25 protein-coding genes and 3 pseudogenes are annotated in these 25,812 nt (G+C 27.5%); 25 read left to right on the top strand and 3 right to left on the bottom strand.

Going from position 1 to position 25,812, the window contains the following annotated elements:
- Window positions 1-19: 19 nt before the first annotated feature.
- The 18 genes and pseudogenes from J1C67_RS16595 (at window position 20) to J1C67_RS16520 (ending at window position 17,880) form a co-directional block, all read left to right on the top strand.
- Window positions 20-952, top strand: a complete 933-nt coding sequence (locus tag J1C67_RS16595) for a glycyl-radical enzyme activating protein (RefSeq protein WP_167865282.1) — start codon at window positions 20-22, stop codon at window positions 950-952.
- A 230-nt stretch (window positions 953-1,182) separates the two neighbouring features.
- Window positions 1,183-1,754: pseudogene (locus J1C67_RS16590) on the top strand (hypothetical protein); the annotation flags it as partial.
- Window positions 1,755-1,811: 57 nt separating this feature from the next.
- Window positions 1,812-1,934, top strand: coding sequence for a hypothetical protein (locus J1C67_RS19735; protein WP_279286149.1), 123 nt, complete (start codon window positions 1,812-1,814; stop codon window positions 1,932-1,934).
- Between the two features lie 56 nt (window positions 1,935-1,990).
- Complete coding sequence (locus J1C67_RS16585; RefSeq protein ID WP_089972849.1) at window positions 1,991-2,155, top strand: hypothetical protein; 165 nt, start codon at window positions 1,991-1,993, stop codon at window positions 2,153-2,155.
- A pseudogene (locus J1C67_RS19560) lies at window positions 2,155-2,292 on the top strand (ATPase); the annotation flags it as partial. The gene J1C67_RS16585 and the pseudogene J1C67_RS19560, both read left to right, overlap by 1 nt.
- A gap of 657 nt (window positions 2,293-2,949) precedes the next feature.
- Window positions 2,950-3,141, top strand: coding sequence for a hypothetical protein (locus J1C67_RS16580; protein ID WP_167865281.1), 192 nt, complete (start codon window positions 2,950-2,952; stop codon window positions 3,139-3,141).
- A 294-nt stretch (window positions 3,142-3,435) separates the two neighbouring features.
- Window positions 3,436-5,982 carry a DEAD/DEAH box helicase family protein gene (locus tag J1C67_RS16575; protein ID WP_167865280.1) on the top strand — a complete coding sequence of 849 codons (2,547 nt, stop codon included), beginning with the start codon at window positions 3,436-3,438 and terminating at the stop codon, window positions 5,980-5,982.
- Between the two features lie 13 nt (window positions 5,983-5,995).
- Window positions 5,996-6,304, top strand: a complete 309-nt coding sequence (locus J1C67_RS16570; RefSeq protein WP_167865332.1) for a nucleoside triphosphate pyrophosphohydrolase — start codon at window positions 5,996-5,998, stop codon at window positions 6,302-6,304.
- Window positions 6,305-6,359: 55 nt separating this feature from the next.
- Window positions 6,360-6,920 (top strand): nuclease-related domain-containing protein, encoded by a 561-nt coding sequence (locus J1C67_RS16565; protein ID WP_167865279.1) that lies wholly within the window; start codon window positions 6,360-6,362, stop codon window positions 6,918-6,920.
- Window positions 6,921-7,039: 119 nt separating this feature from the next.
- On the top strand, window positions 7,040-7,939 hold the full coding sequence (locus tag J1C67_RS16560; RefSeq protein WP_167865278.1) for a toll/interleukin-1 receptor domain-containing protein: 900 nt from the start codon (window positions 7,040-7,042) through the stop codon (window positions 7,937-7,939).
- A 210-nt stretch (window positions 7,940-8,149) separates the two neighbouring features.
- Window positions 8,150-9,607 (top strand): caspase family protein, encoded by a 1,458-nt coding sequence (locus J1C67_RS16555; RefSeq protein ID WP_167865277.1) that lies wholly within the window; start codon window positions 8,150-8,152, stop codon window positions 9,605-9,607.
- 113 nt (window positions 9,608-9,720) lie between these two features.
- Window positions 9,721-9,909, top strand: coding sequence for a hypothetical protein (locus J1C67_RS16550; protein WP_167865276.1), 189 nt, complete (start codon window positions 9,721-9,723; stop codon window positions 9,907-9,909).
- A 12-nt stretch (window positions 9,910-9,921) separates the two neighbouring features.
- Window positions 9,922-10,248 carry a nucleoside triphosphate pyrophosphohydrolase gene (locus J1C67_RS16545; RefSeq protein WP_167865275.1) on the top strand — a complete coding sequence of 109 codons (327 nt, stop codon included), beginning with the start codon at window positions 9,922-9,924 and terminating at the stop codon, window positions 10,246-10,248.
- Between the two features lie 132 nt (window positions 10,249-10,380).
- Window positions 10,381-11,121 carry a hypothetical protein gene (locus J1C67_RS16540; protein ID WP_167865274.1) on the top strand — a complete coding sequence of 247 codons (741 nt, stop codon included), beginning with the start codon at window positions 10,381-10,383 and terminating at the stop codon, window positions 11,119-11,121.
- Between the two features lie 9 nt (window positions 11,122-11,130).
- Window positions 11,131-12,342 carry a DGQHR domain-containing protein gene (locus tag J1C67_RS16535; protein ID WP_167865273.1) on the top strand — a complete coding sequence of 404 codons (1,212 nt, stop codon included), beginning with the start codon at window positions 11,131-11,133 and terminating at the stop codon, window positions 12,340-12,342.
- A 320-nt stretch (window positions 12,343-12,662) separates the two neighbouring features.
- Window positions 12,663-14,414, top strand: coding sequence for a hypothetical protein (locus J1C67_RS16530; protein WP_207253528.1), 1,752 nt, complete (start codon window positions 12,663-12,665; stop codon window positions 14,412-14,414).
- A gap of 419 nt (window positions 14,415-14,833) precedes the next feature.
- On the top strand, window positions 14,834-16,048 hold the full coding sequence (locus J1C67_RS16525) for a hypothetical protein (protein ID WP_167865271.1): 1,215 nt from the start codon (window positions 14,834-14,836) through the stop codon (window positions 16,046-16,048).
- Window positions 16,049-16,662: 614 nt separating this feature from the next.
- A complete protein-coding gene (locus tag J1C67_RS16520) occupies window positions 16,663-17,880 on the top strand; it encodes an HNH endonuclease domain-containing protein (protein ID WP_167865270.1) in 1,218 nt (405 codons plus the stop codon).
- 169 nt (window positions 17,881-18,049) lie between these two features.
- On the opposite strand, the gene J1C67_RS16515 is transcribed toward J1C67_RS16520, so the two are convergent.
- The gene (locus J1C67_RS16515) at window positions 18,050-18,595 is read right to left on the bottom strand and encodes a hypothetical protein (protein WP_167865269.1); all 546 of its coding nucleotides are present in this window, start codon (window positions 18,593-18,595) and stop codon (window positions 18,050-18,052) included.
- 644 nt (window positions 18,596-19,239) lie between these two features.
- On the opposite strand from J1C67_RS16515, the gene J1C67_RS16510 reads away from it, so the two are divergent.
- The gene (locus J1C67_RS16510; protein WP_243176629.1) at window positions 19,240-19,458 is read left to right on the top strand and encodes a DUF2922 domain-containing protein; all 219 of its coding nucleotides are present in this window, start codon (window positions 19,240-19,242) and stop codon (window positions 19,456-19,458) included.
- A 50-nt stretch (window positions 19,459-19,508) separates the two neighbouring features.
- Here the strand turns inward: J1C67_RS16510 and J1C67_RS16505 are convergent, their stop codons facing one another.
- A complete protein-coding gene (locus tag J1C67_RS16505; RefSeq protein ID WP_167865268.1) occupies window positions 19,509-20,135 on the bottom strand; it encodes a sigma factor in 627 nt (208 codons plus the stop codon).
- Window positions 20,136-20,805: 670 nt separating this feature from the next.
- On the opposite strand from J1C67_RS16505, the gene J1C67_RS16500 reads away from it, so the two are divergent.
- From J1C67_RS16500 to J1C67_RS16475, 6 genes and pseudogenes are all read left to right on the top strand, one after another.
- Entirely contained in the window at window positions 20,806-21,027 is a 222-nt protein-coding gene (locus J1C67_RS16500) for a DUF1659 domain-containing protein (RefSeq protein ID WP_167865267.1), read from the top strand.
- A gap of 54 nt (window positions 21,028-21,081) precedes the next feature.
- Window positions 21,082-21,300, top strand: coding sequence for a DUF2922 domain-containing protein (locus J1C67_RS16495; protein ID WP_167865263.1), 219 nt, complete (start codon window positions 21,082-21,084; stop codon window positions 21,298-21,300).
- A gap of 103 nt (window positions 21,301-21,403) precedes the next feature.
- Window positions 21,404-21,649 (top strand): annotated as a pseudogene (locus tag J1C67_RS16490) (hypothetical protein); the annotation flags it as partial.
- Between the two features lie 44 nt (window positions 21,650-21,693).
- Window positions 21,694-24,483, top strand: coding sequence for a helicase-related protein (locus J1C67_RS16485; protein WP_167865266.1), 2,790 nt, complete (start codon window positions 21,694-21,696; stop codon window positions 24,481-24,483).
- 366 nt (window positions 24,484-24,849) lie between these two features.
- Entirely contained in the window at window positions 24,850-25,071 is a 222-nt protein-coding gene (locus J1C67_RS16480; RefSeq protein WP_167865264.1) for a DUF1659 domain-containing protein, read from the top strand.
- A gap of 54 nt (window positions 25,072-25,125) precedes the next feature.
- Window positions 25,126-25,344: a DUF2922 domain-containing protein gene (locus J1C67_RS16475; protein ID WP_167865263.1), complete on the top strand. Its 219-nt coding sequence runs from the start codon at window positions 25,126-25,128 to the stop codon at window positions 25,342-25,344.
- Between the two features lie 101 nt (window positions 25,345-25,445).
- Here J1C67_RS16475 and J1C67_RS16470 read toward each other — a convergent pair whose 3' ends face one another.
- The gene (locus J1C67_RS16470; RefSeq protein WP_207253527.1) at window positions 25,446-25,739 is read right to left on the bottom strand and encodes a hypothetical protein; all 294 of its coding nucleotides are present in this window, start codon (window positions 25,737-25,739) and stop codon (window positions 25,446-25,448) included.
- Window positions 25,740-25,812 lie beyond the last annotated feature (73 nt).

Raw genomic sequence — 25,812 nt, 5'->3', positions numbered from 1 at the left:
TTTTAAAGAGGCGATAAAAATGCTTGAAAATGATATTAATTATAAAGAAAAAGGAGTAGTTTTCAATATACAAAGATTTTCTGTAAATGATGGACCTGGAATTAGAACAATAGTTTTTTTAAAAGGATGTCCACTATCATGTACTTGGTGTTGCAATCCAGAATCACAATCTACATACAAACAAGTTATGTTTAATAGTGAAAATTGTAATGAGTGTGGTAATTGCATAAAAGTGTGTAAAAGAGATGCTATTAATTTTAATAATGAGTATAAGATAGATAAAAATAAATGTACCAATTGTGGAGAGTGTGTTGATAAATGCTATTCAGAAGCGCTCCTTATGTCAGGGGATGATATGACAGTAGAAGAGGTCATTAAACTCATAAAAAAAGATTCTATACATTTTAGAAAATCTGGAGGTGGAGTTACACTATCAGGTGGAGAACCTCTTATGCAATGGAAATTTGCATCTCAATTATTAAAAGCTTGTAAAAGTATGGGGTGGAATACAGCTATAGAGACTACAGGATTTGCAAATAATAATATACTTGAGGAAGTAATCCCATTAGCTGATCTTGTTCTTTTGGATTTCAAGCATATTGATAACTCTAAGCATATTAAATTTACAGGAGTTAGTAATGAAACTATATTAAACAATGCAAAGACTATTGTAAAACTGGCAGAAAAAGTTATTGCAAGAATACCTGTTATTCCTGATTTTAATTGTGATGAAAATAGTATACAAGAGATAGTTGAATTTGTAAAAAGTTTAAAATATATAGAAGAAATACATTTGTTACCATATCATGTATTCGGATTAAATAAATATACTTGTTTAGGCAAAAGTTATAGCATGCCAAAGAGTATTAGGACACCAACGGATGACGTAATGGAGAAATTGAAAAATATAGTTGAGAATTATGGAGTTAAATGTAGTATTGGAGGTAATTAAGAGCATTTTTATAAATGTAGTAAGGTTGTTTAATAAATTCAAATTGGATATAATAATATATATATGAAAAGATCTATGACACATTATAATGTACCCGATAGAGAGAACAGTTGAAGTCGGCGGATTATAAATAGGAGGAATAGTATGGCTATATATTTAAATACAATAAAACCTTTAGAAAATTATAAAAGACTAATAAATACTAAATATTTTGTAGATAAATCTATGATAATAGAGAAAATGTTCTTTCATTTAGTGAAATAAGTGAGTGGTATAATGGCTATGTTAATGAGCAAGGAGTAAGAATGTATAATCCGCGTTCAGTTGTTAAAGCATTGCAAAATAAAAAGTGTAAAAGTTACTGGACTAACACTGGTGCTATAGATGAAGTGTTAGAATATCTTAAATATAATACTTTAGAAATTCGTGATGATGTTATAGAAATGGTTGCAGGTGGCGAAATTGATATAACTATAGACGAAGAGTTTAGAGCCGGGCAAGGAACCCCAAAAACTAAAGAGGAAATATATTCTGCGATGATAGTTCTTGGGTTCTTATCATATTATGATGGGTATTTAAAGATACCTAATCAAGAACTTATGAAAGAGTTTCATTTTCATTTCATCCAAGACGAAAAAATGATATTCCGTTTATAGTTGAGCTAAAGAAGGATCATAGCCCAGAGGTTGCTATAAAGCAAATAAGAGAAAAAGAATACGCGCAAAAGTTTACACCAAAGGCGGGCAATGCCAAAAAACTTTATAATAAGAGAAAAATACATGCAAAAGTTCAGTGTAATTAATAAGTTACACTGAACTTTTTATTATGCTGTTGGGGGTAGAAGTTATAGTTTCTATAGTTGGAACTATCTAAAGAAATTGTAGATGAAGTTTTAAAGGATTATTCAAAATATTGGACAAAACATAATGTGTATAAAGATTTTGAAAAAAGTGATGTAGATAAAAGTGAAAATATTTATTAATTTGGTTTATTGATATATAATATATAGTATATAGATTTAAATAGGAGGTATTGGATATGGAGAATAATAATGAGACATTATATGATATATTCGTGAATTATTCATATAGTCAATTAAAGAATTTGTTTAAGAATGCAAAAACAGAAGATGAAAAAAATTTTTACATGATTCTATCTAATATTGTTTTGCAAAAAGAACAACAAAAGGTTATAGGTAAATAGGTAGAAGTATAATAAGAAATATAAAACTAGCAAAGGAAAATGGATTTTATATTGCAATGAATTATATAGGCGTAGAAAATCCAGAAATTGCAAAGACTAGAGTTAGAATAAGGGTGAAAAAAGGTGGTCATGGTATAATAAGTTATAATCAATTGCTAATAATAAAGGTTCAGTGTAATTACAAAGTTACACTGAACTTTTTTGCGTTTAATAAATTAATATGTAAGCTTTACATTAATTTTTATGGCAAAATAAGAGAAGATTGTACGCCAAAGGTTGGCAGGGCCAAAAAAAAATTTATTTTAAGATATAGGGGTTTAGTATGAGTATAAAGAGCAAAGAATATATAGGTTTAATAGAAGAAATAGTTATAAAAGAATCTGGAATAGTTGAGAAGGAAATAGCTACCCTATGATTTTAAATGATTTAGAAGAAGCTTTAGATAGGGGAGATCATATAAGAATTTTAACTGGGAACTACTTAAATATTACCTAGCCTCAGGCTTTGTATTTATTAAAAGATAAACTAAAGGATAGGATTGATCTTAGGTTTTATAACGCTCCGAATAAATTGCAAAAAGATGATTTTTATATATTAAATTTAGTAGTATTATATAAAAGGATAAATGTATAATGTAAACAATGAATAGAAGGGTAGTTTAATTATAAAATTTACTATAAAAAGTAAATTTTATAATCATTATGAAAAAACAGGGAAACTATATAACGTTTACAATCCGTTGATAAAAGAATACTATATAAGTATAAACAATAACAAATATGGAGGGGTTTTATATGGTTATTAACGGAGGTTTTTTTAACACTATAATTCAAAATATGGATAATGGGAAAGATCTTGAAAGTTATTGTAAATATGAAAAACTAAATTTAATTGAGATTAGAAGAAAAGCTAATGAAGATTTAAAAAGCAGAAAAATTGGTTTGTTGAAAAGATGTAGTATGTTAATAAGTAAATTATTACATTAAATATATATAAGAAAACAATATAGCGTTCAACATTTTTTAGAGAATTGGTAAAACTACTTAAAAAAACAAATAATAAAATATATAAAAACTGAAAGGGGTGCGCGAAACGCGTACCCCTTTAATGGGATATCCAGTGTAATAACTAAATTACACTGGATATTTTTATTTTACTTAGACAAGATATAAGTTTTAATTTAATTATTATGTTAAAATATAGGTAAATGTGTGTAATAATATTTGATGCATGTATAAATAAAGAAAAATGAATTCTTGTGGAAACGATTGGAGCTAATTATGGATATTGGGTTTAAAAATGAAAGTGTATATTCAATAAAAGGGACAGAGTTATTAGAGGATATATGTATTAAAGAAGATAATATAGTTGAAAAGGAAATTGCATTAGATAGTATTTATTCATCTAACGCTATAACTGGTGGCGATGATTTTTTATATTATAGATTAAAGGAAAGCTTTAAGAAAGCTAAAAGAATAGATATTATAGTATCATTTTTAATGGAATCTGGAGTTAAGATGATTTTAAATGATTTGGAAGATGCTTTAAATAGGGGAGCTAGTATAAGAATTTTAACTGGGAACTATCTAAATATTACTCAGCCTCAGGCTTTGTATTTATTAAAAGATAAACTAAAGGATAGGGTTGATCTTAGGTTTTATAATACTCCAAATAAATCTTTTCATCCAAAGTCTTATATGTTTCATGATGATGTTGATAGTGAAATTTATATAGGATCTTCAAACATATCAAGGGGAGCTTTAACATCTTCAATAGAATGGAATTATAGGTTTACTAAATCTCAGCATAATAATGATTTTAATGTATTTTATAATAACTTTGAAGATTTGTTTAATAATCATTCCTTAGAAATTACTGATGAAGTTTTAAAGGATTATTCAAAATCTTGGACTAAACCTAATGTATATAAAGATTTTGAAAAAAGTGATGTAGAAGAAATTGAAGAAAGTAATGTATACAATTTATTTGAACCAAGAGGTGCTCAAATAGAAGCCTTATATGCACTTAAACAATGCAGAGAAGAAGGTTATGATAAAGGACTTGTAGTTGCAGCAACAGGTATAGGGAAAACTTATTTAGCAGCTTTTGATTCTATTAAATATGAAAGAGTTTTGTTTATTGCTCATAGAGAAGAAATAATAAAACAAGCAGCAATATCCTTTAAAAATGTTAGAAACTCTGATGATATAGGATACTTCTATGGAAATAATAAAGATACAGATAATAAATGTATCTTTGCATTAGTTCAAACATTGGGGAAAAAAGAATATTTAAATTGTAAGTATTTCCCAAGAAATTATTTTGACTACATAGTAGTTGATGAATTTCATCATGCAGTTTCAGGTAACTATAAAAACATAATGGAATATTTCAAGCCAAAGTTTTTACTTGGGTTAACAGCTACACCTGAAAGATTAGATTCTAAAGATGTATTCTCTTTATGTGATTATAATAATGTTTATGAAGTAAGACTTAAAGATGCAATAAACAAAGGGTGGCTTGTGCCTTTTAGATATTATGGAATTTATGATGAAACAGTTAGCTATGAAGATATAGAATTTAAAAATGGGAAATACAATGATAAAGAATTAGAAGAAGCCTTAATGTTAAGTAAAAGAGGAAATCTAATTTTAAATAATTATTTGAAATATAACTCAAAAACAGCTATGGGATTTTGCTCATCAAGAAAACATGCAGAATATATGGCTAAATACTTTAGTGAAAAAGGAATAGAATCAGTAGCAGTATATAGTGGAGAAACTGGTGAATATTCAGAAGAAAGAAAAGTTGCATTAGCAAAATTATCCTCAGGGGAAATAAAAGTAGTTTTCTCTGTAGATATGTTTAATGAAGGTGTAGATATACCAAGCATAGATATGGTTATGTTTTTAAGACCTACACAATCACCAACAGTATTTTTGCAGCAGCTAGGAAGAGGCCTTAGAAAATATAAAGATAAGGCTTACTTAAATGTATTAGATTTTATAGGAAATTATAAAAAAGCAAACTTAATACCATTTTTATTAAGTGGAAAAGACTATAACAAAGCAGAATCTAAAAACAATAAACAGGGAGATTATGATTATCCAGAAGAATGTGTTATAGATTTTGACTTTAGAATAGTAGATATATTTAAAGCTCAAGCAGAAAAAGAAATGAAAATAAAAGATAAAATACTAGAAGAATATAAAGTTATAAAAGAAGAGCTAGGACATAGACCTTCAAGAGTAGAATTCTTCACAAATATAGATAATGAAATATACGAAAACATAAAATCAAACAGCAAATTAAATCCATTAACAAACTATATGGAATTCTTATATGAAAATGAAGAGTTAAATAAAGAAGAAAAAGAACTATACAACACAAGAGGCAGAGAATTTATAAACATGATAGAAACAACAAGTATGAGCAAAACATACAAAATGCCAGTGTTACTAGCATTCTATAACAATGGAAACTTGAAAATGGAAGTTGATGAAGAAGATATTTATAGGGCATTTAAAGAGTTTTATGAAAAAGGATCTAATGGAGTAGATATGCTACAACATAAAGGAACGAAGGAGTTTAAAAACTGGGGAAAGAAAGAATACCTAAAACTAGCAAAAGAAAACCCGGTGAAGTTTTTAATACAAACACATGGAGACTTCTTTAAGAAGAAAAATGGAGCAGTAATAGCACTGGAAGAAGATTTAAAATGTTATTTAGATGATGTGGAGTTTGAAAAGCACTTTAAAGATACAGTGGAATTAAGAACAATGGTTTATTATAAAACAAGATTTGAAAATAAAAATAAAAGCAATTAAGGAGAGATATATGATGAAAGTGTACAACAAATTAGTAAGAGATAAAATACCAGCAATAATAGAAGCAGATGGGAAAACATGCGAAGTAGAAATAGCAACGAAAGAAGAAATGACAAGGTTGCTAGAAGATAAGTTGATGGAAGAAGTAAATGAATACTTGGAAGATAAGAATTTAGAAGAATTGGCTGATGTAATGGAAGTTTTGTTTGGGCTTGCGTGTAATCTTGGATATACGGAAGAGGAATTGGTTAAAAAGAGGGAGGACAAGTTAGGAGAACGTGGTGGGTTTAAAGATGGGGTAGTACTAAAGGGAGTTAAATAAAACTTGATAAATATATGGTTTATAGTGATTTGATAATTATAGCGGGGATGAGATTGTGGAAATAATAATAATACTATTTATTATAATTACACTATTAAAGGCATTTGAGCCTAAAATAAAGGGGAATATAGGCGAAAGGCAAGTTAATAGAGTATTAGCAAAGATACATGGGTATAAAGTTTTACATGATATTACGCTAGAGACAGATACTGGAACTGCACAGATAGATCATGTGTTAATTGGGAGAAAAAGAGTATTTGTTATAGAAACTAAAAATTATGATGGTTGGATATTTGGTGATGAAAAAGCTAAATATTGGACTCAAGCAATCTATAAGAAAAAAAGCAAATTCTTTAATCCAATAAGACAGAACTATGGACATGTTAAAGCAATTGAAAAGATTGTAGATAAAAAGTATAAAGATCCACTACATTCAGTAATTGTATTTGGACATAGGTGTACACTTAAAAAGCTTACAGTAACTACTCCGGTACTATATATTAAAGAGTTAAAGAAATTTATATCAAAATTTAATGATGATAAAATGTTAGGTTCAGAAGATATTAGTTACTTTTATGAAATACTGCCTAATGCAAATATAACTGATAAAAAATGAGAAGAGATCATGTGAAAATGGTAAAGGGAAAGAGTTTATATGGATATTAGATATATTAGTGGTAATAAGAGAATGTATAGTATTTTAAAGAGAAAATATAAGAAATGTTGGAGGTTTTTATGAGAGTATTTATAAGTCATTCATCAAAGGATAAAAGTAAGATAGACGAGTTTGTAAATGCGGTAAAGTATTTAGGGGGAGAGGTTTTCTATTCATCTAAAAATGAAACTAACTCTATAGAGGCAGGAGAAGATTTTTACAAAAGGATATTAAAAGAAATATCAGAATCTGATTTAATTATAGCTATGATATCTGAGAAGTTTTATGAAAGCATACCAAGTCAAATAGAAATGGGAATGGCATATGCATTAGAAAAATCTATAACACCAATTATTATAGATAAAAATTCTGATTACAGTAATTTACTAAAAGGAATATTTACTTCAAATAATAGAGCATATAGTATATATGATAAAGAACAGGTTATAGAGGTTTTATCAAAGATTACAGAAAATACAACAAAAAGGATAATGGATATAGTTAAGTGTTCTGAAATAATAGAAAAATCAGTTAGGGATATAGAGGGAAGTTTAATAAAGAAAGAAGTTTTAGTGGAAATAGAGGGAAATAATTTATTACAAAATACTAATATTATAATGGAATTTATTAATGATGGAGAATTTAACATTAATGAATGCTTATTTTTGAAATATATGTGGAAAAAGAGAAAATATAATTTAGAATATGCTTGGCAGTTAGGAAAAGGCGCACAGGAGTTCCAATTTTGGGTCAATAGCTATTATGAATTGGATGGAGACACGGAAGAGGTATATAAGAATACCATTGATCATTTTAATAGTTTAGAATTATTAGATGAAGTTGAATATACTTCATCTAACAATGTGAAGTTATATAGATTGAAGCTTAAATATATTAGACAATTGACTAGTATATTTAACACTAACCCTGAAATAATAGACAATGAATGTAATAAGGTTATCGTTAGGATGCCTTTTTGATTATAAGGAGTTATGAAGTTTTGAGGTGGCAATAATGAAATTTAAGGATTATGCTACTAATTCTATTTATAGGTGGGAATCGCTTATAGGTAATTATATAGAACATAGTAATTAGGCAACTGGAGAAATTATATCAATGATTATGTTAATGATAGGATAATAAAAAGTGTGAAACTTATAGCAAAAATAAAGTTTATAGGAGGAAATATTATGGATGAGGTTAGATATGCTATTTTAATAGGAATAGATTATTATGAAAATGATATTGAATTAAATTACTGTAGTAGTGATGTATTGGCGATGAAAGAAAGTCTCATTAATAGCTGTAAATTTAAAGAAGAAAATATAAAACTAATAATTAGTAATAAACAAAATAAAGAAACAGAGCTTGTTGGTAAATACCTACAAGCTATAAAAGACATAGGAGTTAATTTTAAAGCAGGGAAAGATTCTATTTTGTTTTTCTTTGCAGGTCATGGTGGTAAAGATGGGGAAGATTCATTGCTTAAGTTTAATGATACAAAATATAAAATATCTGATGTTTTTTCAGAAGTATCAACATTAAAACCAAAAATACAGAGTTATATTATTGATGCTTGTCATTCTGGTGGCAAAGTACTTACAAGATCAAGTGATTTTAATGAACGTGACTATATTGATAGTTCGGAAGGGGTAGTTATATTATATGCTTGCCAGCAACATCAAGTGGCATCAGAAGATTTAGATTTAAAACATGGTATACTAACAGATATGATATTAAAAGCAATAAAAGAAAAAAGTTTATATGACCAAGATGGAATCTTAACATTTAATGTAATAAATGACTATGTATCTAAAAATTTAGTTAAAAACAGTTGTGCAAGTCAAGTGCCAGTAATGGAAAATAGGATTATTGGATTTTATCCATTTGCATTTTTAAATAATAATAATGAAGAAAATTTAATACATGATGAAACCGAATTAATAGATAATAAAGATGGGAAAATTGTAATAGAAGAGCTTGCAAATTATAGAGAAGGTGTGAAATATTACTCAAGAGAAATGAGGCTTTGTTTACAAGCAGCGTGTAGAGAAAAAAATGATTCTATTTTAGAAAGAATAAAATTAGCTGGTTATAATATTACAGAATATAATGACTTTGATTTTACGGATGTAGAATATGCTAAAGAACTTCAAGAAAAAATAATAAATTATACAATAGATAAAAATTTAAAATCTATACGTAATTTATTATCTAAAGTAATAAAGCAAAACCCTAAAGCAAAGAATGCTTTTGCAGTGGCATTATCAGGCATGATTAATGAGAAAATTCCAGAGTATATAGAAGAGTATGAAATAAACTTATGGGATGAGTATATTTGTGTCAAATTCAAAATATTTAAGTCGGAGGATATTAAAAAGGTTTCTTTTGGAGTGGGGTATGTTATATACCAAAGTAGATGGGGAGTGATAAATTTAAATGTAGAATTTCTAATAGACTGGAATGGTGAAGAAGATACAAATATTAAAAATGTGAAAATAAGTAGTAATGGATTTGTTCTAGAACAGGAATCTTTAGAGAAAATAAGAAAAAAAGATGAAGATAAAGTGACGATACTAGAATTAAAAGAAATATGGGATGAAGAAAGATATAATGAAATTAATGCTTTTAGGAATATAGCTGATTAATAATAATTTCAAAGAATTCTACGAAAAAGAGTCAAATGGAGTATATAGGCTGGAACTAAAGACTTTAAAAACTGGGGAAAGAACGAATACTTAAAACTAGCAAAAAAAATCCGGTGAAGTTTTTAATACAAACACATGAGGACTTCTTTAAGAAGAAAGAGGGAACCGTAATAGCAGTGGAAGAAGATATAAAAGAGTATTTAGATGATATGGAGTTTAAAAAGCAATTTAAAGATACAGTGGAATTAAGAACAATGGTTTATTATAAGACAAGATTTGAAAAGAAAAATAAAAGCAATTAACGAGCTATATAAATGAAAGTGTACAACAAATTAGTAAGAGATAAAATACCAGCAATAATAGAAGCAGATGGGAAAACCTGCGAAGTAGAAATAGCACCAAAAGAAAAAATGACAAGGTTAATAGAAGATAAGTTGGTGGAAGAAGTAAATGAATACTTGGAAGATAAGAATCTGGAAGAATTGGCTGATGTTATGGAAGTTTTGTTTGGGATTGCATGTAATCTTAGATATACGGAAGAAGAGTTGGTTGGAAAGAGGGAAGAAAAGTTAGGGGAACGTGGTAGGTTTAAAGCTGGGATAGTGTTAAAGGGGTTAAATGAATTTAGTTCAGTACAATAAGCTAATTATTATACGAGTATGAGTTTAATAAGTTATACATGTTGGATAATGTTAAAAATTGATATATTATGGTATAATTTATCAGTAAATGATAAATCGTTTTAATGTAAATTTATAGGAGGTATATTTGAAATGAATGTATTTAAATTTTCAACATTTATTAAAGTAAAAAAAAGTTCTAATAATATAAAAAAAAGCATTATAAATTGCTATAAAGAAAAATCAAGCTATAGCGAAACATATAATGACTTTGTTAAAAGAAAGTGGACAGAAATAGAAAAAGAGCAAATAAGAACAATGTATTCTGAAAGAGCAGTTATAGCATATAGTAAAATATCTAACTCAAGGTACTTCATGGTAGAAATAGATGAACATGATGCTATAGATCAGGTAACATATGAAATAATAGTATTATCTTCTCTACAGGATATTAACGAAGCTTTAAATAATGTATATGATGACATAACAAATAAACTATCAAATTTTAAAGTAACATTAATAGATAACAAAGCACTCTTATTCATATATGTAGGCGATGATATTATTTCAAATAAAGTAATGATAAAATCAAACGTCTTTTCCTATTCAAAATTTCTTAAAAAAGAATTTTTTAGGATACTACTATTAATTTTAATAATTTTTATAGGTATAACTATTTCTTTTGTATCTTCAAATAATGCCGTTGATAATATATGTTATTCTGTAAGTGCTTCATGTATATTTTTCCTAATATCTGAATTTTTATTCAAGTTTAACTTAAATAAAACTATTGAAATAAAAGATCTTACTAATTGGGTTGAGAAAAATGATGAATTAAATAAAAATGGAAACTTAAACATTACATATAGTTCCCTTGAAAATCCATCAGTATAGGAGGTTATTATGAAAATTTTTTATATTAAATTAACGCAAAAAAATGAAGTGTTCTATATTACTAAATTTAAAGCGTCAGAACTAAAAAACAAAATTAATTTTCACTTTAGAGAGCCATACAGTGATGCTGCTGATGATATAGAGAAATATGAAGAGTATATCGAAAAACTAAGAAAGAAAGGTATTGAAATAAATGCGGATGATGAAGGTGTGCAAAGAAGAATTCAAATCGCTAGAATAAATAAAATCAAAAAATACCTAGAAGAACAAGATGAAAGTTTCTTTCCAGCATCAGTTGTACTGACTGCGGACATCTCTAAATATGAAAGCTTTGAAAAAATATATTCAAGAATGGAAGAAAAAGATTTCGGTGAAGTGGATCTACCGGATGATATTATGTTTCAAATCGTAGATGGGCAACATAGATTAGCAGGTCTATTTATTTCAGATAAGATAGACCAAGAGAATTTTGAAATTCCGGCAGTTTTATTATTTAATGCTACAAATCATACTTGTGCAAAAGTTTTTACTGATATAAATGGAAATCAAACGCCAGTTAATAGATCAGGTATATACGACCTTTTTGATTTGATTAATGATAAAGATGAGAATTCAAATAAGATAAAAACTTTACACTTATTATGTAAAAAATTAAATAATGATCCAGATTCACCTCTATTTAATCATATAAAAATGCTTGGAATTGGTAGCGGTGCAATATCTCAAGCATTTTTCATACAATATCTTGGTGAAGCATTAAAATCAGCAAACTTAAGTTACTCAAATTCTCAAGAAATATATGATCATTTATTTATATATCTGAAGTGTTTTCAAAGAATATTTAAAACACAGTGGCCAGTAATCGAGAATAAAGAAATGAATAATATGGACGAATTTGAAGAATATAAAGCTTATTTACTAAAAACTCTTAATAAAGATATTAATAATAATAATCAAAGTAGAGATTATTCTAATTATGTATTAAAAGTAGCAAAGAGTCAATTATTAAAAACAAACGGGTTTGGTGCTGTAATGATGCTATTCCCATATGTTTATAAACAAGTTGAGGAAGCAAATTATAATAAATATATAAAACTTTTAAATAGATTAGATAATAAGATTGATTGGGCGACAGATGAGATACTTATTCAAGGGACCGGGAAGAAAAATCAGAAAAAGATGTTAGAAAAAATGTTAGATATCCTAAACATAAATAATTAGAATAATTATTTATGTTAGACATAGTTGTTATTTTATATTTAAGAAAAAAATGAAAGCATCTATAGTATAGGTACGTGAAATTAAAGCAAATGCATTGGAAGTGAGTTAGTTAGAGTAATGTAAATATCAGAATAACTTATAAATCTAATATTATAACAGTAAGAAAAGTTATAATATTAGATTTGTTTTTATATAAAAAATATTTATTTTTATAGTCAGATAATAGCGAATACTCAATACTTATTAAAATAAGTAAGTGTTAAAGAGTTATATAGATGAGTATAAAAATAGAAAGTTTAGGTATTAGGAGGCGAAAAGTATTGCCGTATTTTAAAACAGAAGAAATAGAATCAATTTCGTTAGAAAAACTACAGCAAATGATACGAAAAACTGGACAACGAAAAATCACACCTAGTTTTGATAAAAATGACAAAGGTCCATCATGGGATGGGTTTATTACTATATATATGAAGGAAGGCTCGAGTAGTAAGAAAGATATTAGTAGTAGGATACCAGTTCAAATAAAAGGAACTGAAGTTAAAAAGTTAAGTAATAAATTCAAATCATTTAAAATAGAGTTAAGTGATTTAAGAAATTATTTAAATGATGGGGGAGTTATTTTTTTTGTTGTTGAAGTAAGAGGTAGTAAGGAGGAAGAATATAAAATTTTCTATAATTCATTATTACCTATAGATATACAATGCATATTAGATGACACTAAAGAGAATCAGAAGACCACAAACGTAAAGTTAAACAGTATATTAGGCAACGATACGAATTTTTATATGGAATGTAAAAACTTTGAACTTAATAAGCAAAATCAAGCTATTTCGCAAGTGAAAGTATCAAAGACGTTTGAAGAATTAGAAGACTTAGGTATAGGAGAGATAGAGTTTTTAACGATAGGTCATCCTTTAACTGCAATTGGAAAAAAAACATATACTTATATAAGAGATGAATATAACTGCTTAATACCTATAAGAGAAGTTATAATGATAGATGAAGTTGTATTAAAACATCATAAAGAATTGGTTTTTAATAGTAAAAAATATTTTGACACATATGAACAGCATCAAAATGAAGATGAAGCATATATTTCGTTTGGTGATAAGATAGTAATGAAAAAGGATACTATTCACATTAAACAATCAGAAGGAATAGTGATAGAAAGGCTTAGAACATTAGAATTTGTATTTGATAATATAAGTACTATTAATAAAAATACGTTTCCCGTAAAAACGTTAGAAAAATTTGAAATTTTAAGGTCAGAAAAAGAAGGGATTGAAAAATTAATAAGAGTATGCGATAGATTTAATATGGATACAGAAAAATTAAGATTAAAGGATTTAACTAATGATGATTATTATTTTTTAGATAGACTAGAATGTGTAGAATATGGGTCAATAAAAACAGAGAAGATAATAGATATAGAGTTAAAGATAATACCATTCTTAAATAAAGAAATACATTTATTAAAATGTATTTATGAAGATCAGGAAGTATATTATGATTATTATTCTAGTGATTTAAACATTGAACTTAGATGTGATATTAAAAATAAAATGGTTAAAATAAGTATGTATTCTATGATTAAATGTGACTCATTATTATGTGAAAATTTTAGTAAGGATGCGATAATAAATTCTCTAGAAAGAACTAAAGAGTTTTATCAAGAAGAGATTGGAGATTATTATACTTTATTAGCTTTAGAGTTAATAAAAGCATGGGATATAAGTAGTAAAGATGCATATATTGACTTAGCAAAATATATACTAGATTTTATAAAAGAAGATACTGATGACAAAATATTAGAAATTAATAAAGCTCAGATAGAGTATAGATTAACAGGAAGGTTAAATTATAAAACCATAGGGAGACTTCTAGATATTAAAGACAATACAACAGATGATAAATGCAAGGCTGCTATTTATATACTACTAGATGACTATGAAGAATTTGGAAAGTGTTATGAAAAATTAACTAAAGATGTAAAGACGGAGTTTGAATTATATCCGATATACTATATATATACTCAGCGGGAAAAAGGAAAAAAGATATTGAATTTAATGTAATAAGAAAAGGAAGTAAGGGATGAAGTAGGTACATGCCTTAGTAGCAATTTTAACTATATAATAGCAACCTCAGGTCGGAGACTAGCACCATAGCCATCGACCTAAGAAACCCAATAAGGTCAATCAATAAGTTTTTTTATAATAATACGTCAACTCACTTGACAGTTACCGTTTACGTGACATGGTTGATAATATAGTTTTTAAGCATATAAATATTAGAAATTCTGACAATTCCAATTGAGATAAAATATGATAATAATAAATTAATATTAAAAAAGGTGTAATTATAATATTAATGAAATAATATCATTAGATATATTAAGTAGACAAATAATGGTACTAGTTTTATTAAAATACTTGTGTACTTTGGAATAGTAAAATATATAGATATATACTAATAGTGTGTAAGGGGGGATAACATGGAATCATTAGATACAGAAGATCTATGGCCAAAAGAAAAACATAGTTTTTATGATATAGAAGGTACTGAGTTTTTGGTAAATATTAAATGGTGTAAAAACCATGAAAAAGATTATTCGAAATTAGCTGATTCTTATTTTAAGTGTGCATATGAAATTTGTAAAGAAGTTGTAGATAGCGGTCATAATAATGTTAAATCTGATATGTGGTTTTTACCAAGTGTGTATATGTTTAGACAGGGTATGGAGTTAGCAATTAAAGCATTGATATGTAGAATTATCAATTCTAACAATAAAATTCAAGAGATATTCCATAGCTGTAAACATAATTTATATAAATTATTTGAATTATATAAGAAGAGTGAAGAAAGTTATTTAGAAGATGTTGAATTAAATTGGCTAGAAAATTATTTAAGGAGTTTAGAAAGTATAGATGGAAATTCTGATTTATTTCGGTTCCCATTTAATGACGATTTTTTATCACAATATCGAGACCAGTTTTTAGATATTCCTCATATGGGAAATAATCTTTTGCAGAGTTATTCGCTTATAAAGAAATGTTTGGAGAAAGGTAATAATTCAAATATTATAGAATTTGATAAAAATAGAACTTCAGAATTTTTACAATTTGCTAATCATGGTATTGGAAATTGCTATTTGTGGGATTCTATAGCAAGTGATGGTTTCCATAAACAGGTTGTTGGATATAGTAAAGCAGCAGAATTTTTATTTTGCAAATGTGATCATATATCTAATGAAGAAAAAGTATACCCACTACTCTTTTTACATAGAAATTTAATAGAATTGGGACTAAAAAGAATGTTTTATAAAAGTATTGAATATAGGGTGCCAAAACATATTTTTTATAGTAAAAGAAAAAGTCATTTATTGTATAAAGAATTATGGAAAAATGTAAGACCAATGATACAATATTATGCTAATTCAAGAGGACAAGATGTTAGTGTAATTAATATTGTGGAGAAACAGTTAAAAGAACTTAGTAGTATTGATAAAAATGGTGATATGTTTAGGTATCCTGCATCTTATAGTTTTGAATACAAATTTAATGATAAAGATATAGATTTAAAAAATGTATATAAGTATATGCAAGCAATATTCAATTTTCTAGACGGTTGTGATTATGAATTTAGTTATATAGAAGACTATGAAGCAGAATGCAGAGATGAAATGGCACAATATCAAGATTGTTGGTAATGACAAGTTATTCGAGACGATAAGAAGATTAGAGTTGATAGTATAAAAGATAGATGTGTAAAAAAGGGATATAGATATAGTTATATAAGTTATAAATAGAAAAATATAACTTGGGATGATGAGGAGAACCGTACCATAAGTGAATGAGTTATTTTACTTAAATTGGATATTAAGTTAAAATAAATAATAAAAGAAGATACTAGTTAACAAGTTCGGTCATTCTTCCCTCACAAAGGGGCAGGTACTTGTGAGAAAATGGATAGAGTTTAATATGAGTAGCAAGCTCATCTCTTCCTTCTTCGCAAAGGTAACTGTTACTTGGAAAAAACAGTAAAGTTAGATAAGGAGTTTGAATTTATGATCATATAATTCCATTTTATATAAAGGTGGTAAATTTGAATCTAAGGAAGAAGCTCAAATAGTAACTAAAGAAACTACGGATGTGGTACTTTAGTATTAAGTTAAACTTAAGGGATCTAGAAGTAATAAATTATAAACATAATGATAAACAGAGTTAAAGTTATATATGGATATTTTGTAACTAAGATAAAGAGTTATACATATATTTAAAACTCATTTAGATTTTGTACAACTATTTTAATAGAGGTGGATTAATGGGAGTTAAGGATGTTATAGATAAGGTTAAGGGACCGAAAAATATAATAGATAAAATTTCAATAATTGAAAAGAGTATCTCATTAAGTGATTTTGAGGATATATCATACAAGTTACCTAGTTCTAATAGTGTAGATACAAGGATATTTGGTAGGTTATTAGAAGAGAGTAGAGTTGTGGCAAGCTATAAAATGTATTGGCTATTAGGTATTATTGAAGAGGTTAACTTAGGTAATAGCGTAATATCTTTTAAACGAATTATAGCAAGGATGATAACAGGGGCATGGTATCCTACAATACAATATAAACTTTATTTTGGGCAATTTGATAATCTGGTTAAATCAATAGATTATATAACTAGTGAATATAATAAATCAGCTAATATTAATAGTTCAGAGTTATTAGAATTTATAAATAACAGTAATGATAAAATACTCAATAAACAAATAAAAGATTTAACAAAGCAGGTACCATATAAGCTTTTAACACCATTTTTTGATGAGGAGATAAAAGGATTAGATGGAACAGAGAGAGTTAGAAGAATAACTGAATTATCTAATTCAGAAGAAGGGGTTTTATATAGAATAATTAAAGGTGATGAAGATGAAATAGAAATGAATTATGACTGGGCTAATTATATGAAGGATAATTATAGGGTAATTAAAGCCTGGATATATTATAGATTAACTTGCTTTTTGCAAAAAAGAAATCCAAATGTACCAGCAATAATGTTTAAGCTAGATCCACCTATTTATAGAAAATTAACTGCTGCGACTAAAATATGGACAGAGATAATTGATGATAGAAAAATAAAAGAAATATATACAGGAAAAGAGTTTATTAAAGAAAACTATGAAAGTCATGGAACTTTGAGTATAGATCATTTTATTCCATGGAGCTTTGTAATGCATGATCAAATGTGGAATTTGGTGCCTACATTCAAAAATGTTAACAGTAGGAAAAGTGATAAACTTTTAAAGTATGAAAATTATATAGAGGATTTCTGTAATATCCAATATGAAGCCTTTTCGTTTATATGTGAGAAGAATAGAAAGAAAGATTTTGAGCAGTATGTAGATATAATGAGGCTTGAAAACCCCTTAGAATTTTATAAACATAAAGGGAAAGCTGGGTTTTCAGAAAAATTAAGAGGTAGTATATCACCTATATATCAAATTGCAGTAAATCAAGGGTTTAGTATAATAGATAGACTATAAAGTATTATAAATATAAGAACTGGATTTTGATCTTTGCTTGACGCTACCTCTTTATACAAAAAAATCCTAGCAATTATATTTGCTAGGATTTTTTTGTATAAATTTTTTAAAAATTATTCTTACTAAATTAATTAAAAAGTTATATATAAAATCTAATATATAACTTTTTTCAAAGTGGTATTTTAGATTTCAAGACCTCTATGAAATTATTATTATCACTAATAGTTTTTAATGCATATATAGGAATTATTATAGGATAAATCTTTATAGGCATATCTTTGGCAATAATCTTTGTAATAAATATATAATCTTTAAATTTAATTACTCTTGTATTTTTTTCGAATATAATATTGATTTTCTCATTATCATAAGCAATATTTACTCCATTTTCTATTATAATAATTTCCTTCTCTCTCGAAAAAATTTTCTTGTTTTTGAACAGCTGACTAGATTTTTTTCTCAACCTAGATTTTATAAGTTTTGGTAACCAAATGAAGAATATATATATAACAAGTAGTATTGTTAAAAAAGCCACTATATGACTAATTAATATTGGACTAGTAGGCTTTGTATTATACATTTCAATAATATTTAAAATAGTTGTTATTATAGCTATTGAATACATTATGAGCATAAACAATCTAAATTGCATAAGTTTTAACATCTTATATTCAAGCCAAATTTCTATATCATGAACTTCATTTTTATACTTCACTTTAATTCCTCCATATCAGTTTAGATCATCTTAACATTTCCCATTTATACAAATATACCACATTTAATATATAGATACCATTACCTTATATCGCAAAGAATTTGAGCTGTATTAAGTTTCATACTAATTAAAGAAATTCAAAATATATTAATTTAGAAAATAATTCATACTTTACACTATTTCGCTAAATTGTTCTTTTGGAGAAGAGTTGAAAAACAACGGTCTTAAGCCATTTGTAGAGTGTGATATACTATAAAATAGTAGTTAACTGTTTAGCAAGCCCTTTTTCCTTCGTAAACTCAGTCGGGGCAAACACCTCTGGGGGTTGTAAAAAATTCCAATTATATAAAGTGGCATAAACAAAACATTATTATAAAGATTGAGGATATCTATTAATGGGACTAAAACCATTGAAATAGATATCCTCTTTTGGCGCTGCCCAGCTTTGGTGTAGAAAGCAAAGAGCTAATGATTTAAATTTATTAGCTACAGAAGAAACATTAATTGATCTTGGAGACATAATTGGAGGATTCATTAGTTATCCAATATCTCAAGTAACTAAAGAAACAGTAAATTTACTATCTAGGTAGTAAATGGCTTCTTAGGTTAAACCTGTTAATGTGAAAAGAAAGGAGGTGAAATGAATGGTTGAAAGAGTATTAAATATGAAGTTTAATGACGCAGCTGAGGGTAAATTTACTTTTGCAATTAAAGATATAAAACCAGAAGTTAAAGATGATGAAATTGCTACAGCTATGGATAGTATTATCACTAAAGATATATTCTTATCTAAAGGTGGTAAACTTAAAACTAAAGCAGGAGCTCAAATAGTAACTAAGGAAACTACAGATATAGCACTTTAGTATTAAGAGGAACGTAAGACCTAGAAGTGATAAACTTCTAGGTCCTTTTCCTAGGCGTACCTTTGGCGCAACTTACTAAGAGCTCTTTTTTTAAGGCTTGTACAATAATAATAGTCTTTACCTTTTACCTTAGCATAGTTGGAAAGATATTCTTTTTCACCATCCTCATCTAAATATAGAAACCTTATAAGTTCAAGTTCTTCTTTATCTAAGAGTTTCAGTGAAGATAGTAACTCTTTTGAAGTTATTGTTTTAATAATAACTTCTTCTAATATTTTAGTATCTGGGATAAAATCTATAGATTCCATATCATCCTTAACTATGGTGTTTAAGCTAAAAACTTCATTGTATTTAATTTCTTTTCTGCATAAATAGTTGAAGTTGTTTTTTATAGAAAAAAACACATAAGAATTAAAAGCTTCAATTCCTTTACTTATATCAAAGTTGTTTATTGACTTAAGTACTGATTCTATACCAGTTTGAACAAGATCATCAAAGGTATATCCATTTAAGTAAATACCTTTAGTTTGGAAAACTATTAAAGCATAATATTTTTTTATTAATAATTCTTTTGCAGCCTTATCCCCATTTTTTGAAAGGGTTAATAATACAAAAACATCATCCTTATCTCCAGGTTGCTTAATATCTGTATAGTTCTTATTAAATTTAACTTTCATATAAAGATCCCACCTCCAGTTTTAAATTAATTATTAGGTATTTGAAAAAATAGATTAGATATAACAGTCCTTACTAATATTTATAAAGAATATTGCTTGTAAATATTGTTTATAAAACTAGTAGAAAATAAGAAAGCTTATTATATTTTCATAAAACGCAAACAGATGTTTGTTATTTGATTATATAATACAATTTATTACAACTAAAATCAAGAAAAATATACAAAAAATGCAAAAGAATAACTGAGAATGCATAATAAACCCTTTAATCCTTAGCAACTAAGGCAAGGCCAGCCCTTAGGGGTTTAAAATTTTCTAGGTAACAAGTTCGGTCATTCTTCCCTCACAAAGGGGTCAGGTACTTGTGAAAAAATGGATAGCAACCCCCTTCACTCTTAGCAAACTAAGTCGGGGACACGCACTACGGGGATTTTTAAATTTTCCAGGTACAAGTTAAATAAGTAAGCACAATAATTTTAATATATAGGGTTGACTAGTAATATTTTAATTACTAGTCAACCCTATTTTTGTGTCTAAAATCCTATAAGTTAGCTTTATTAATGAATATTTAAACATAAATATTCTAGTAGAAAAATAACTGTAATTAATTCAACTATTTTTTCAAAAACCTTAACGGCTGCATATATTTAAGTGAGGGGAGGTGAAACATATGGCAGTTAATTCAGTATTAGTTGATACAGCAGTTGTTGTTAAATACAAAGTTGGTGTTGATACAAAAGGTAATGAAATATTCAAAAACCAAAGAGCTAATGATTTAAATTTATTAGCTCCAGAGGAAACATTAATGGATCTTGGAGATATAATTGGTGGCTTCATTAGTTACCCAATATCTCAAGTAACCAAAGAAACAGTATCTTTACTATCTAGATAGTAAATGGCTTCTTAGGTTAAACCTGTTAATGTCAAAAGAAAGGAGGTGAAATGAATGGTTGAAAGAGTATTAAATATGAAGTTTAATGACGCAGCTGAGGGTAAATTTACTTTTGCAATTAAAGACATAAAATCTGAAGTTAAAGATGAGGACATTGCTACGGCTATGGATAGTATTATCACTAAAGATATCTTCTTATCTAAAGGTGGTAAACTTAAGACTAAAGCAGAAGCTCAAATAGTAACTAAGGAAACTACAGATGTAGTACTTTAGTATTAATAGGAATTTAAGGACCTAGAAGTGGATGAACTTCTGGGTCCTTTTTGCCACTTAATAAATGTTAAGTAGTACATAGAAATAATTAAGAGTAACTGTTGGAAATAAGGATTACTATATTGATTTATTATTTTATCATAGAAAATTAACACGACTTGTATTAATAGAGCTGCTTGAAGTGGATAAGAGTGGAATACATGTTGGTCAATATTTAACTCTGCTGCCACTTAAAGAATTATTTCAAGAAAAACTACACAAAGCAATAGAAATATCAAAGACAAGTATTTTGAGTTATCAGCTTATTTGTAGTATAGTTAAATGTAGCAAAAGGGAAATCAAAAGATAAAGCTTATAGCTAATAATAATTTATATTATGAAGGAAGTGATAAGATGAGTTCAACTAAATGTACCTTAAGAAAAGAAGTTAGAAATGAGATTAATAAATATATAGATAGTGAATTTATTATTGAAATGATTAAGGAAATAGTTAACTATATAAATACAACTAATAAGGTTAGGATTGTTGATTCTAATTTTGATGAAGAAGATGAAAATTCTAGGGTTAATTTAATAAGTGATGGATCTTTTAACATTGATGATTATATCTATGTTAAGGACTTTTTATATGAGTTATCATGGGAAGGGACCTATATAAAAGAGTTTAAGGAAAGTGAACTTTCAGATGCTTTAAAAGATAGATCTAAGTACATACCAATGAAGATAACAGAGGAATCAGATATTACATATAAGTATATTCCTAAGGATATTGCTACTATTTTATTTGAAAAAGTAGAAAAATCTATGCAACTTAGAAAAGGTGAACTTTATAAAGAATTTAAGGAGAGATATACATCAGAATATCTGTTTAGCAGAGTTAGATGGTACAAGAGATCTAGAGATGGAAAAGTATATTGTGATATAGATTTAAAAGAGTTAGATGAAGATAAAAGGGTAAAATATGAAGAACAAATAAAAGCTGAAATAGGTAATGCATATAAGGCCAGATGGGGAAACCTTGTTGCAGCAAAGGTAGGATCTTTAAATAATGAGCTTTTATTAGATACTTATAATGAAGGGTGCACCCTACTAGGTATTACTAACGAATATTTGGCAGAAATAATAGAGTGCGATAAGAGTTATAATGAAGAAAAATTAATAGATATAATGACATCTAATTGTAAAGTAGCAGCAAAATCAGCTAAAGGGATTAATAGGCTTAAGGTTAAAATTATTAACTCTATTGATGATAAGTTAGATTTACTTATTAATATGAACATTTATAATACAGATGATCATATGAGTTTATTTATGCAAAATGCTAGAGAAATGATATTTGGATATTATAAAACTGTTACTGTGGAAAGCTTTAGAAGTCAACTTTGCGGCAGTGAAGATAAGATTAAAAAATTAATAAGAAGAGTCGCAATAGTTGAAAATATATTGTACAAAGCCTATTTAAATAATAATGATAAAGCACCATCTATTGAAGAGATGAAAAATTTCTCAGAGTGTATTCCATGGATATGTACAAAGGGATTAATTTGGACATCTGAAAATATCTATATTAAAAGTATAGTAAAAGACGAAATACAAGAAATAATTTCAGATAATCCAATAGAGGAACATGAAGAAGCAAGAAAGATGAAAAGACATTTTTATCTTCATGTTGGTGATACAAATACAGGGAAAACATATGCAAGTATAGAAAGACTTATGGATGCGGAGACAGGCGTTTATTTAGCGCCTTTAAGATTACTCGCATTAGAAATTCAAGATAAGCTTAACTCTCAAAATATATCTTGTTCATTATTAACTGGTGAAGAAGAGGATATTAAATGCCATGCCTCACATGTTTCTTCAACTATTGAAAAACTGCAGCTTGGAATACCATATGATGTATGTGTTATAGATGAGGCTCAAATGATAGATGACAGGCAAAGAGGCTGGGCGTGGACAAGAGCTATAATTGGAGTACTCGCACCAGAGATACATATTTGTATGGCTTATGAGGCTAAAGACATAATAATTAAGTTGATTAAAGATTGTGGAAATACCTTTGAGGTTATAGATCATAAAAGGGATACAGAATTAATATTTGAAGAGAAGAAGTTTGATCTTAAGAAAGATATTAAACAAGGAGATGCACTAGTTGTCTTTGGTAAAAAGAAAGCATTAGCAGTTTCAGCTGAGCTTCTAAATAATAATGTAAAAACTAGTATTATCTATGGCTCACTTCCATATTCAACAAGAAAGAAGCAGTTTGAAAGATTCTTAGATGGAGAAACAGATGTAATAGTTTGTACAGATGCAATAGGGATGGGGGTAAATCTACCTATTAAACGTATTGTATTCTTAGAAACAAGAAAGTTTGATGGTGTTTCACAAAGAAAATTAAAAGTTTCGGAAATTAAACAAATAGCTGGAAGAGCTGGACGTAAAGGCCTTTACGATGAAGGCTATGTTATAACAACATCTGATAGCAATTTAATTAAGTCATCATTAACTTCAGTGGCAAATAAAATAGAAAAATGCTATATAGAAATTCCAGATTCTCTTTTAGAATTAGATATAAGTATTATAGACGCATTAAAAACTTGGAGTTTGGCGCCAGTAAAAGGATATTTTAAAAAGCCGGATGTTACAACAATAATATTCCTGTTAAATAGATTAAAAGCGCTTAATGTTAAAGCTTCCAAATCAGATCTTTTAAAGATGGCAACTATTCCATTTGAAGAAAATAATAAAAAAGTTTTAGCATTATGGGAAGAATACTGTATGATGTACAGCAAAGGTGTAGTAAACCTAAAAAGTCCAAAACTAAATAAAATAGTTAACACAAAGAAAGAACTTGATGAACTTGAAAGTTATTATAAATCATTAGAATTAAACTACTCCTTCGGTAAAAACTTTAAACTAATGATAAATAATAGCTATATTGCAAGTGAAAAAGAAAACACAGCAAATAAAATAAATGAACTACTTTTAAATAGTCTTCTTGATCATGAAAGAGTTTGCTTAGACTGCGGTAAAAAGCTAGCGTGGGATTACTCAAGTGAAAGATGTAGATGTTGTAAAGAAAAGCTACAAATGCTTAGAGGTGATAGTTATAAACCTAACTTTAGAAGTGGAAGAAAAGGCTTGGAACTTAGAGGTAAAAGCAGTAGAAGAAGAGATTTTTAATGATTTAAAAGCAAACCTAGAAAATAACTTCAGAGAAATCACTTATTGTAGTTACCGTAATATGTTTTTCGGTAGCTACAATTATTTAGCAAACGGCACCTATGGCGCCGTAAAAACCCGCGGGGGAGGGGGCTATTCCCAGGGACAAGTTAAATAAGGAAGAACAATAATTTAAATATATAGGGTGGACTAGTAATGCTTTAATTACTATTCCACCCTATTTTTGTGTCTAAAATCCTATAAGTTAGCTTTATTAATGAATATTTAAAGCTAAATATCCTAGTAGAAAAATAACTGTAATTAATTCAACTATTTTTTCAAAAACCTTCACTAGTGCATATATTTAAGTGAAGGGAGGTGAAACATATGGCAGTTAATTCAGTATTAGTTGATACAGCAGTTGTTGTTAAATACAAAGTTGGTGTAGACACTAAAGGAAATGATATCATCAAAAACCAAAGAGCTAATGATTTAAATTTATTAGCTACAGAGGAAACATTAATGGATCTTGGAGACATAATTGGAGGCTTCATTAGTTATCCAATATCTCAAGTAACTAAAGAAACAGTAAATTTACTATCTAGATAGTAAATGGCTTCTTAGTTTAAACCAGTTAATGACAAAAGAAAGGAGGTGAAATGAATGGTTGAAAGAGTATTAAATATGAAGTTTAATGACGCAGCTGAGGGTAAATTTACTTTTGCAATTAAAGACATAAAATCTGAAGTTAAAGATGAGGACATTGCTACGGCTATGGATAGTATTATCACTAAAGATATCTTCTTATCTAAAGGTGGTAAACTTAAGACTAAAGCAGAAGCTCAAATAGTAACTAAGGAAACTACAGATGTAGTACTTTAGCATTAAGAGAAATTTAAAGGGACTAGAGGTGATAAACTTCTAGTCCCTTTTTGCTACTTAATAAATGTTAAGTAGTACATGAAAATAATTAAGAGTGTAGCTTAATTGAAAATATTATAACCAATGTTTTCCCTGGTGAGCTCCAACTCTTGGTTAAACTTACTAAGTGCTCTTTTCTTTAGGATTGTACAATAATAGTAATCTTTATTTTTTAGCTTAGAATAGTTGGATAGATATTCTTTTTTACCTGTATTATTTAGATATATAAACCTTATAAGTCCAAGCTCTTCTTTATCTAAGAGTTTAAGTGAAAGCAGTAACTCTTTGGAAGTTATTCTTTTAATGATAACTTCTTCAAGAATTTTAGTGTCATAAATAAAACCCATAGATTCCATATTATCTTTAAACACAGTATTTAAACTTACAACTTTATTATATCTAATGTCTTTTCTACATAAATAATTAAAG

It is taken from the genome of Clostridium gasigenes (assembly GCF_017348895.1).
Taxonomy (GTDB): Bacteria; Bacillota; Clostridia; order Clostridiales; family Clostridiaceae; genus Clostridium; species Clostridium gasigenes.
Note: the sequence above shows the minus strand (reverse complement) of the source record. Positions and strands in the feature narration are given on the sequence as shown.

Excerpts from the sequence above, each read along its gene's own strand:
- J1C67_RS16595 (WP_167865282.1), top strand. The coding sequence starts at position 20 with ATGCTTGAAAATGATATTAATTATAAAGAAAAAGGAGTAGTTTTCAAT.
- J1C67_RS16585 (WP_089972849.1), top strand. The coding sequence starts at position 1,991 with ATGGAGAATAATAATGAGACATTATATGATATATTCGTGAATTATTCA.
- J1C67_RS16580 (WP_167865281.1), top strand. The coding sequence starts at position 2,950 with ATGGTTATTAACGGAGGTTTTTTTAACACTATAATTCAAAATATGGAT.
- J1C67_RS16575 (WP_167865280.1), top strand. The coding sequence starts at position 3,436 with ATGGATATTGGGTTTAAAAATGAAAGTGTATATTCAATAAAAGGGACA.
- J1C67_RS16570 (WP_167865332.1), top strand. The coding sequence starts at position 5,996 with ATGAAAGTGTACAACAAATTAGTAAGAGATAAAATACCAGCAATAATA.
- J1C67_RS16560 (WP_167865278.1), top strand. The coding sequence starts at position 7,040 with ATGAGAGTATTTATAAGTCATTCATCAAAGGATAAAAGTAAGATAGAC.
- J1C67_RS16555 (WP_167865277.1), top strand. The coding sequence starts at position 8,150 with ATGGATGAGGTTAGATATGCTATTTTAATAGGAATAGATTATTATGAA.
- J1C67_RS16545 (WP_167865275.1), top strand. The coding sequence starts at position 9,922 with ATGAAAGTGTACAACAAATTAGTAAGAGATAAAATACCAGCAATAATA.
- J1C67_RS16540 (WP_167865274.1), top strand. The coding sequence starts at position 10,381 with ATGAATGTATTTAAATTTTCAACATTTATTAAAGTAAAAAAAAGTTCT.
- J1C67_RS16535 (WP_167865273.1), top strand. The coding sequence starts at position 11,131 with ATGAAAATTTTTTATATTAAATTAACGCAAAAAAATGAAGTGTTCTAT.
- J1C67_RS16525 (WP_167865271.1), top strand. The coding sequence starts at position 14,834 with ATGGAATCATTAGATACAGAAGATCTATGGCCAAAAGAAAAACATAGT.
- J1C67_RS16520 (WP_167865270.1), top strand. The coding sequence starts at position 16,663 with ATGGGAGTTAAGGATGTTATAGATAAGGTTAAGGGACCGAAAAATATA.
- J1C67_RS16510 (WP_243176629.1), top strand. The coding sequence starts at position 19,240 with ATGGTTGAAAGAGTATTAAATATGAAGTTTAATGACGCAGCTGAGGGT.
- J1C67_RS16505 (WP_167865268.1), bottom strand. The coding sequence starts at position 20,135 with ATGAAAGTTAAATTTAATAAGAACTATACAGATATTAAGCAACCTGGA.
- J1C67_RS16500 (WP_167865267.1), top strand. The coding sequence starts at position 20,806 with ATGGCAGTTAATTCAGTATTAGTTGATACAGCAGTTGTTGTTAAATAC.
- J1C67_RS16495 (WP_167865263.1), top strand. The coding sequence starts at position 21,082 with ATGGTTGAAAGAGTATTAAATATGAAGTTTAATGACGCAGCTGAGGGT.
- J1C67_RS16485 (WP_167865266.1), top strand. The coding sequence starts at position 21,694 with ATGAGTTCAACTAAATGTACCTTAAGAAAAGAAGTTAGAAATGAGATT.
- J1C67_RS16480 (WP_167865264.1), top strand. The coding sequence starts at position 24,850 with ATGGCAGTTAATTCAGTATTAGTTGATACAGCAGTTGTTGTTAAATAC.
- J1C67_RS16475 (WP_167865263.1), top strand. The coding sequence starts at position 25,126 with ATGGTTGAAAGAGTATTAAATATGAAGTTTAATGACGCAGCTGAGGGT.
- J1C67_RS16470 (WP_207253527.1), bottom strand. The coding sequence starts at position 25,739 with ATGGAATCTATGGGTTTTATTTATGACACTAAAATTCTTGAAGAAGTT.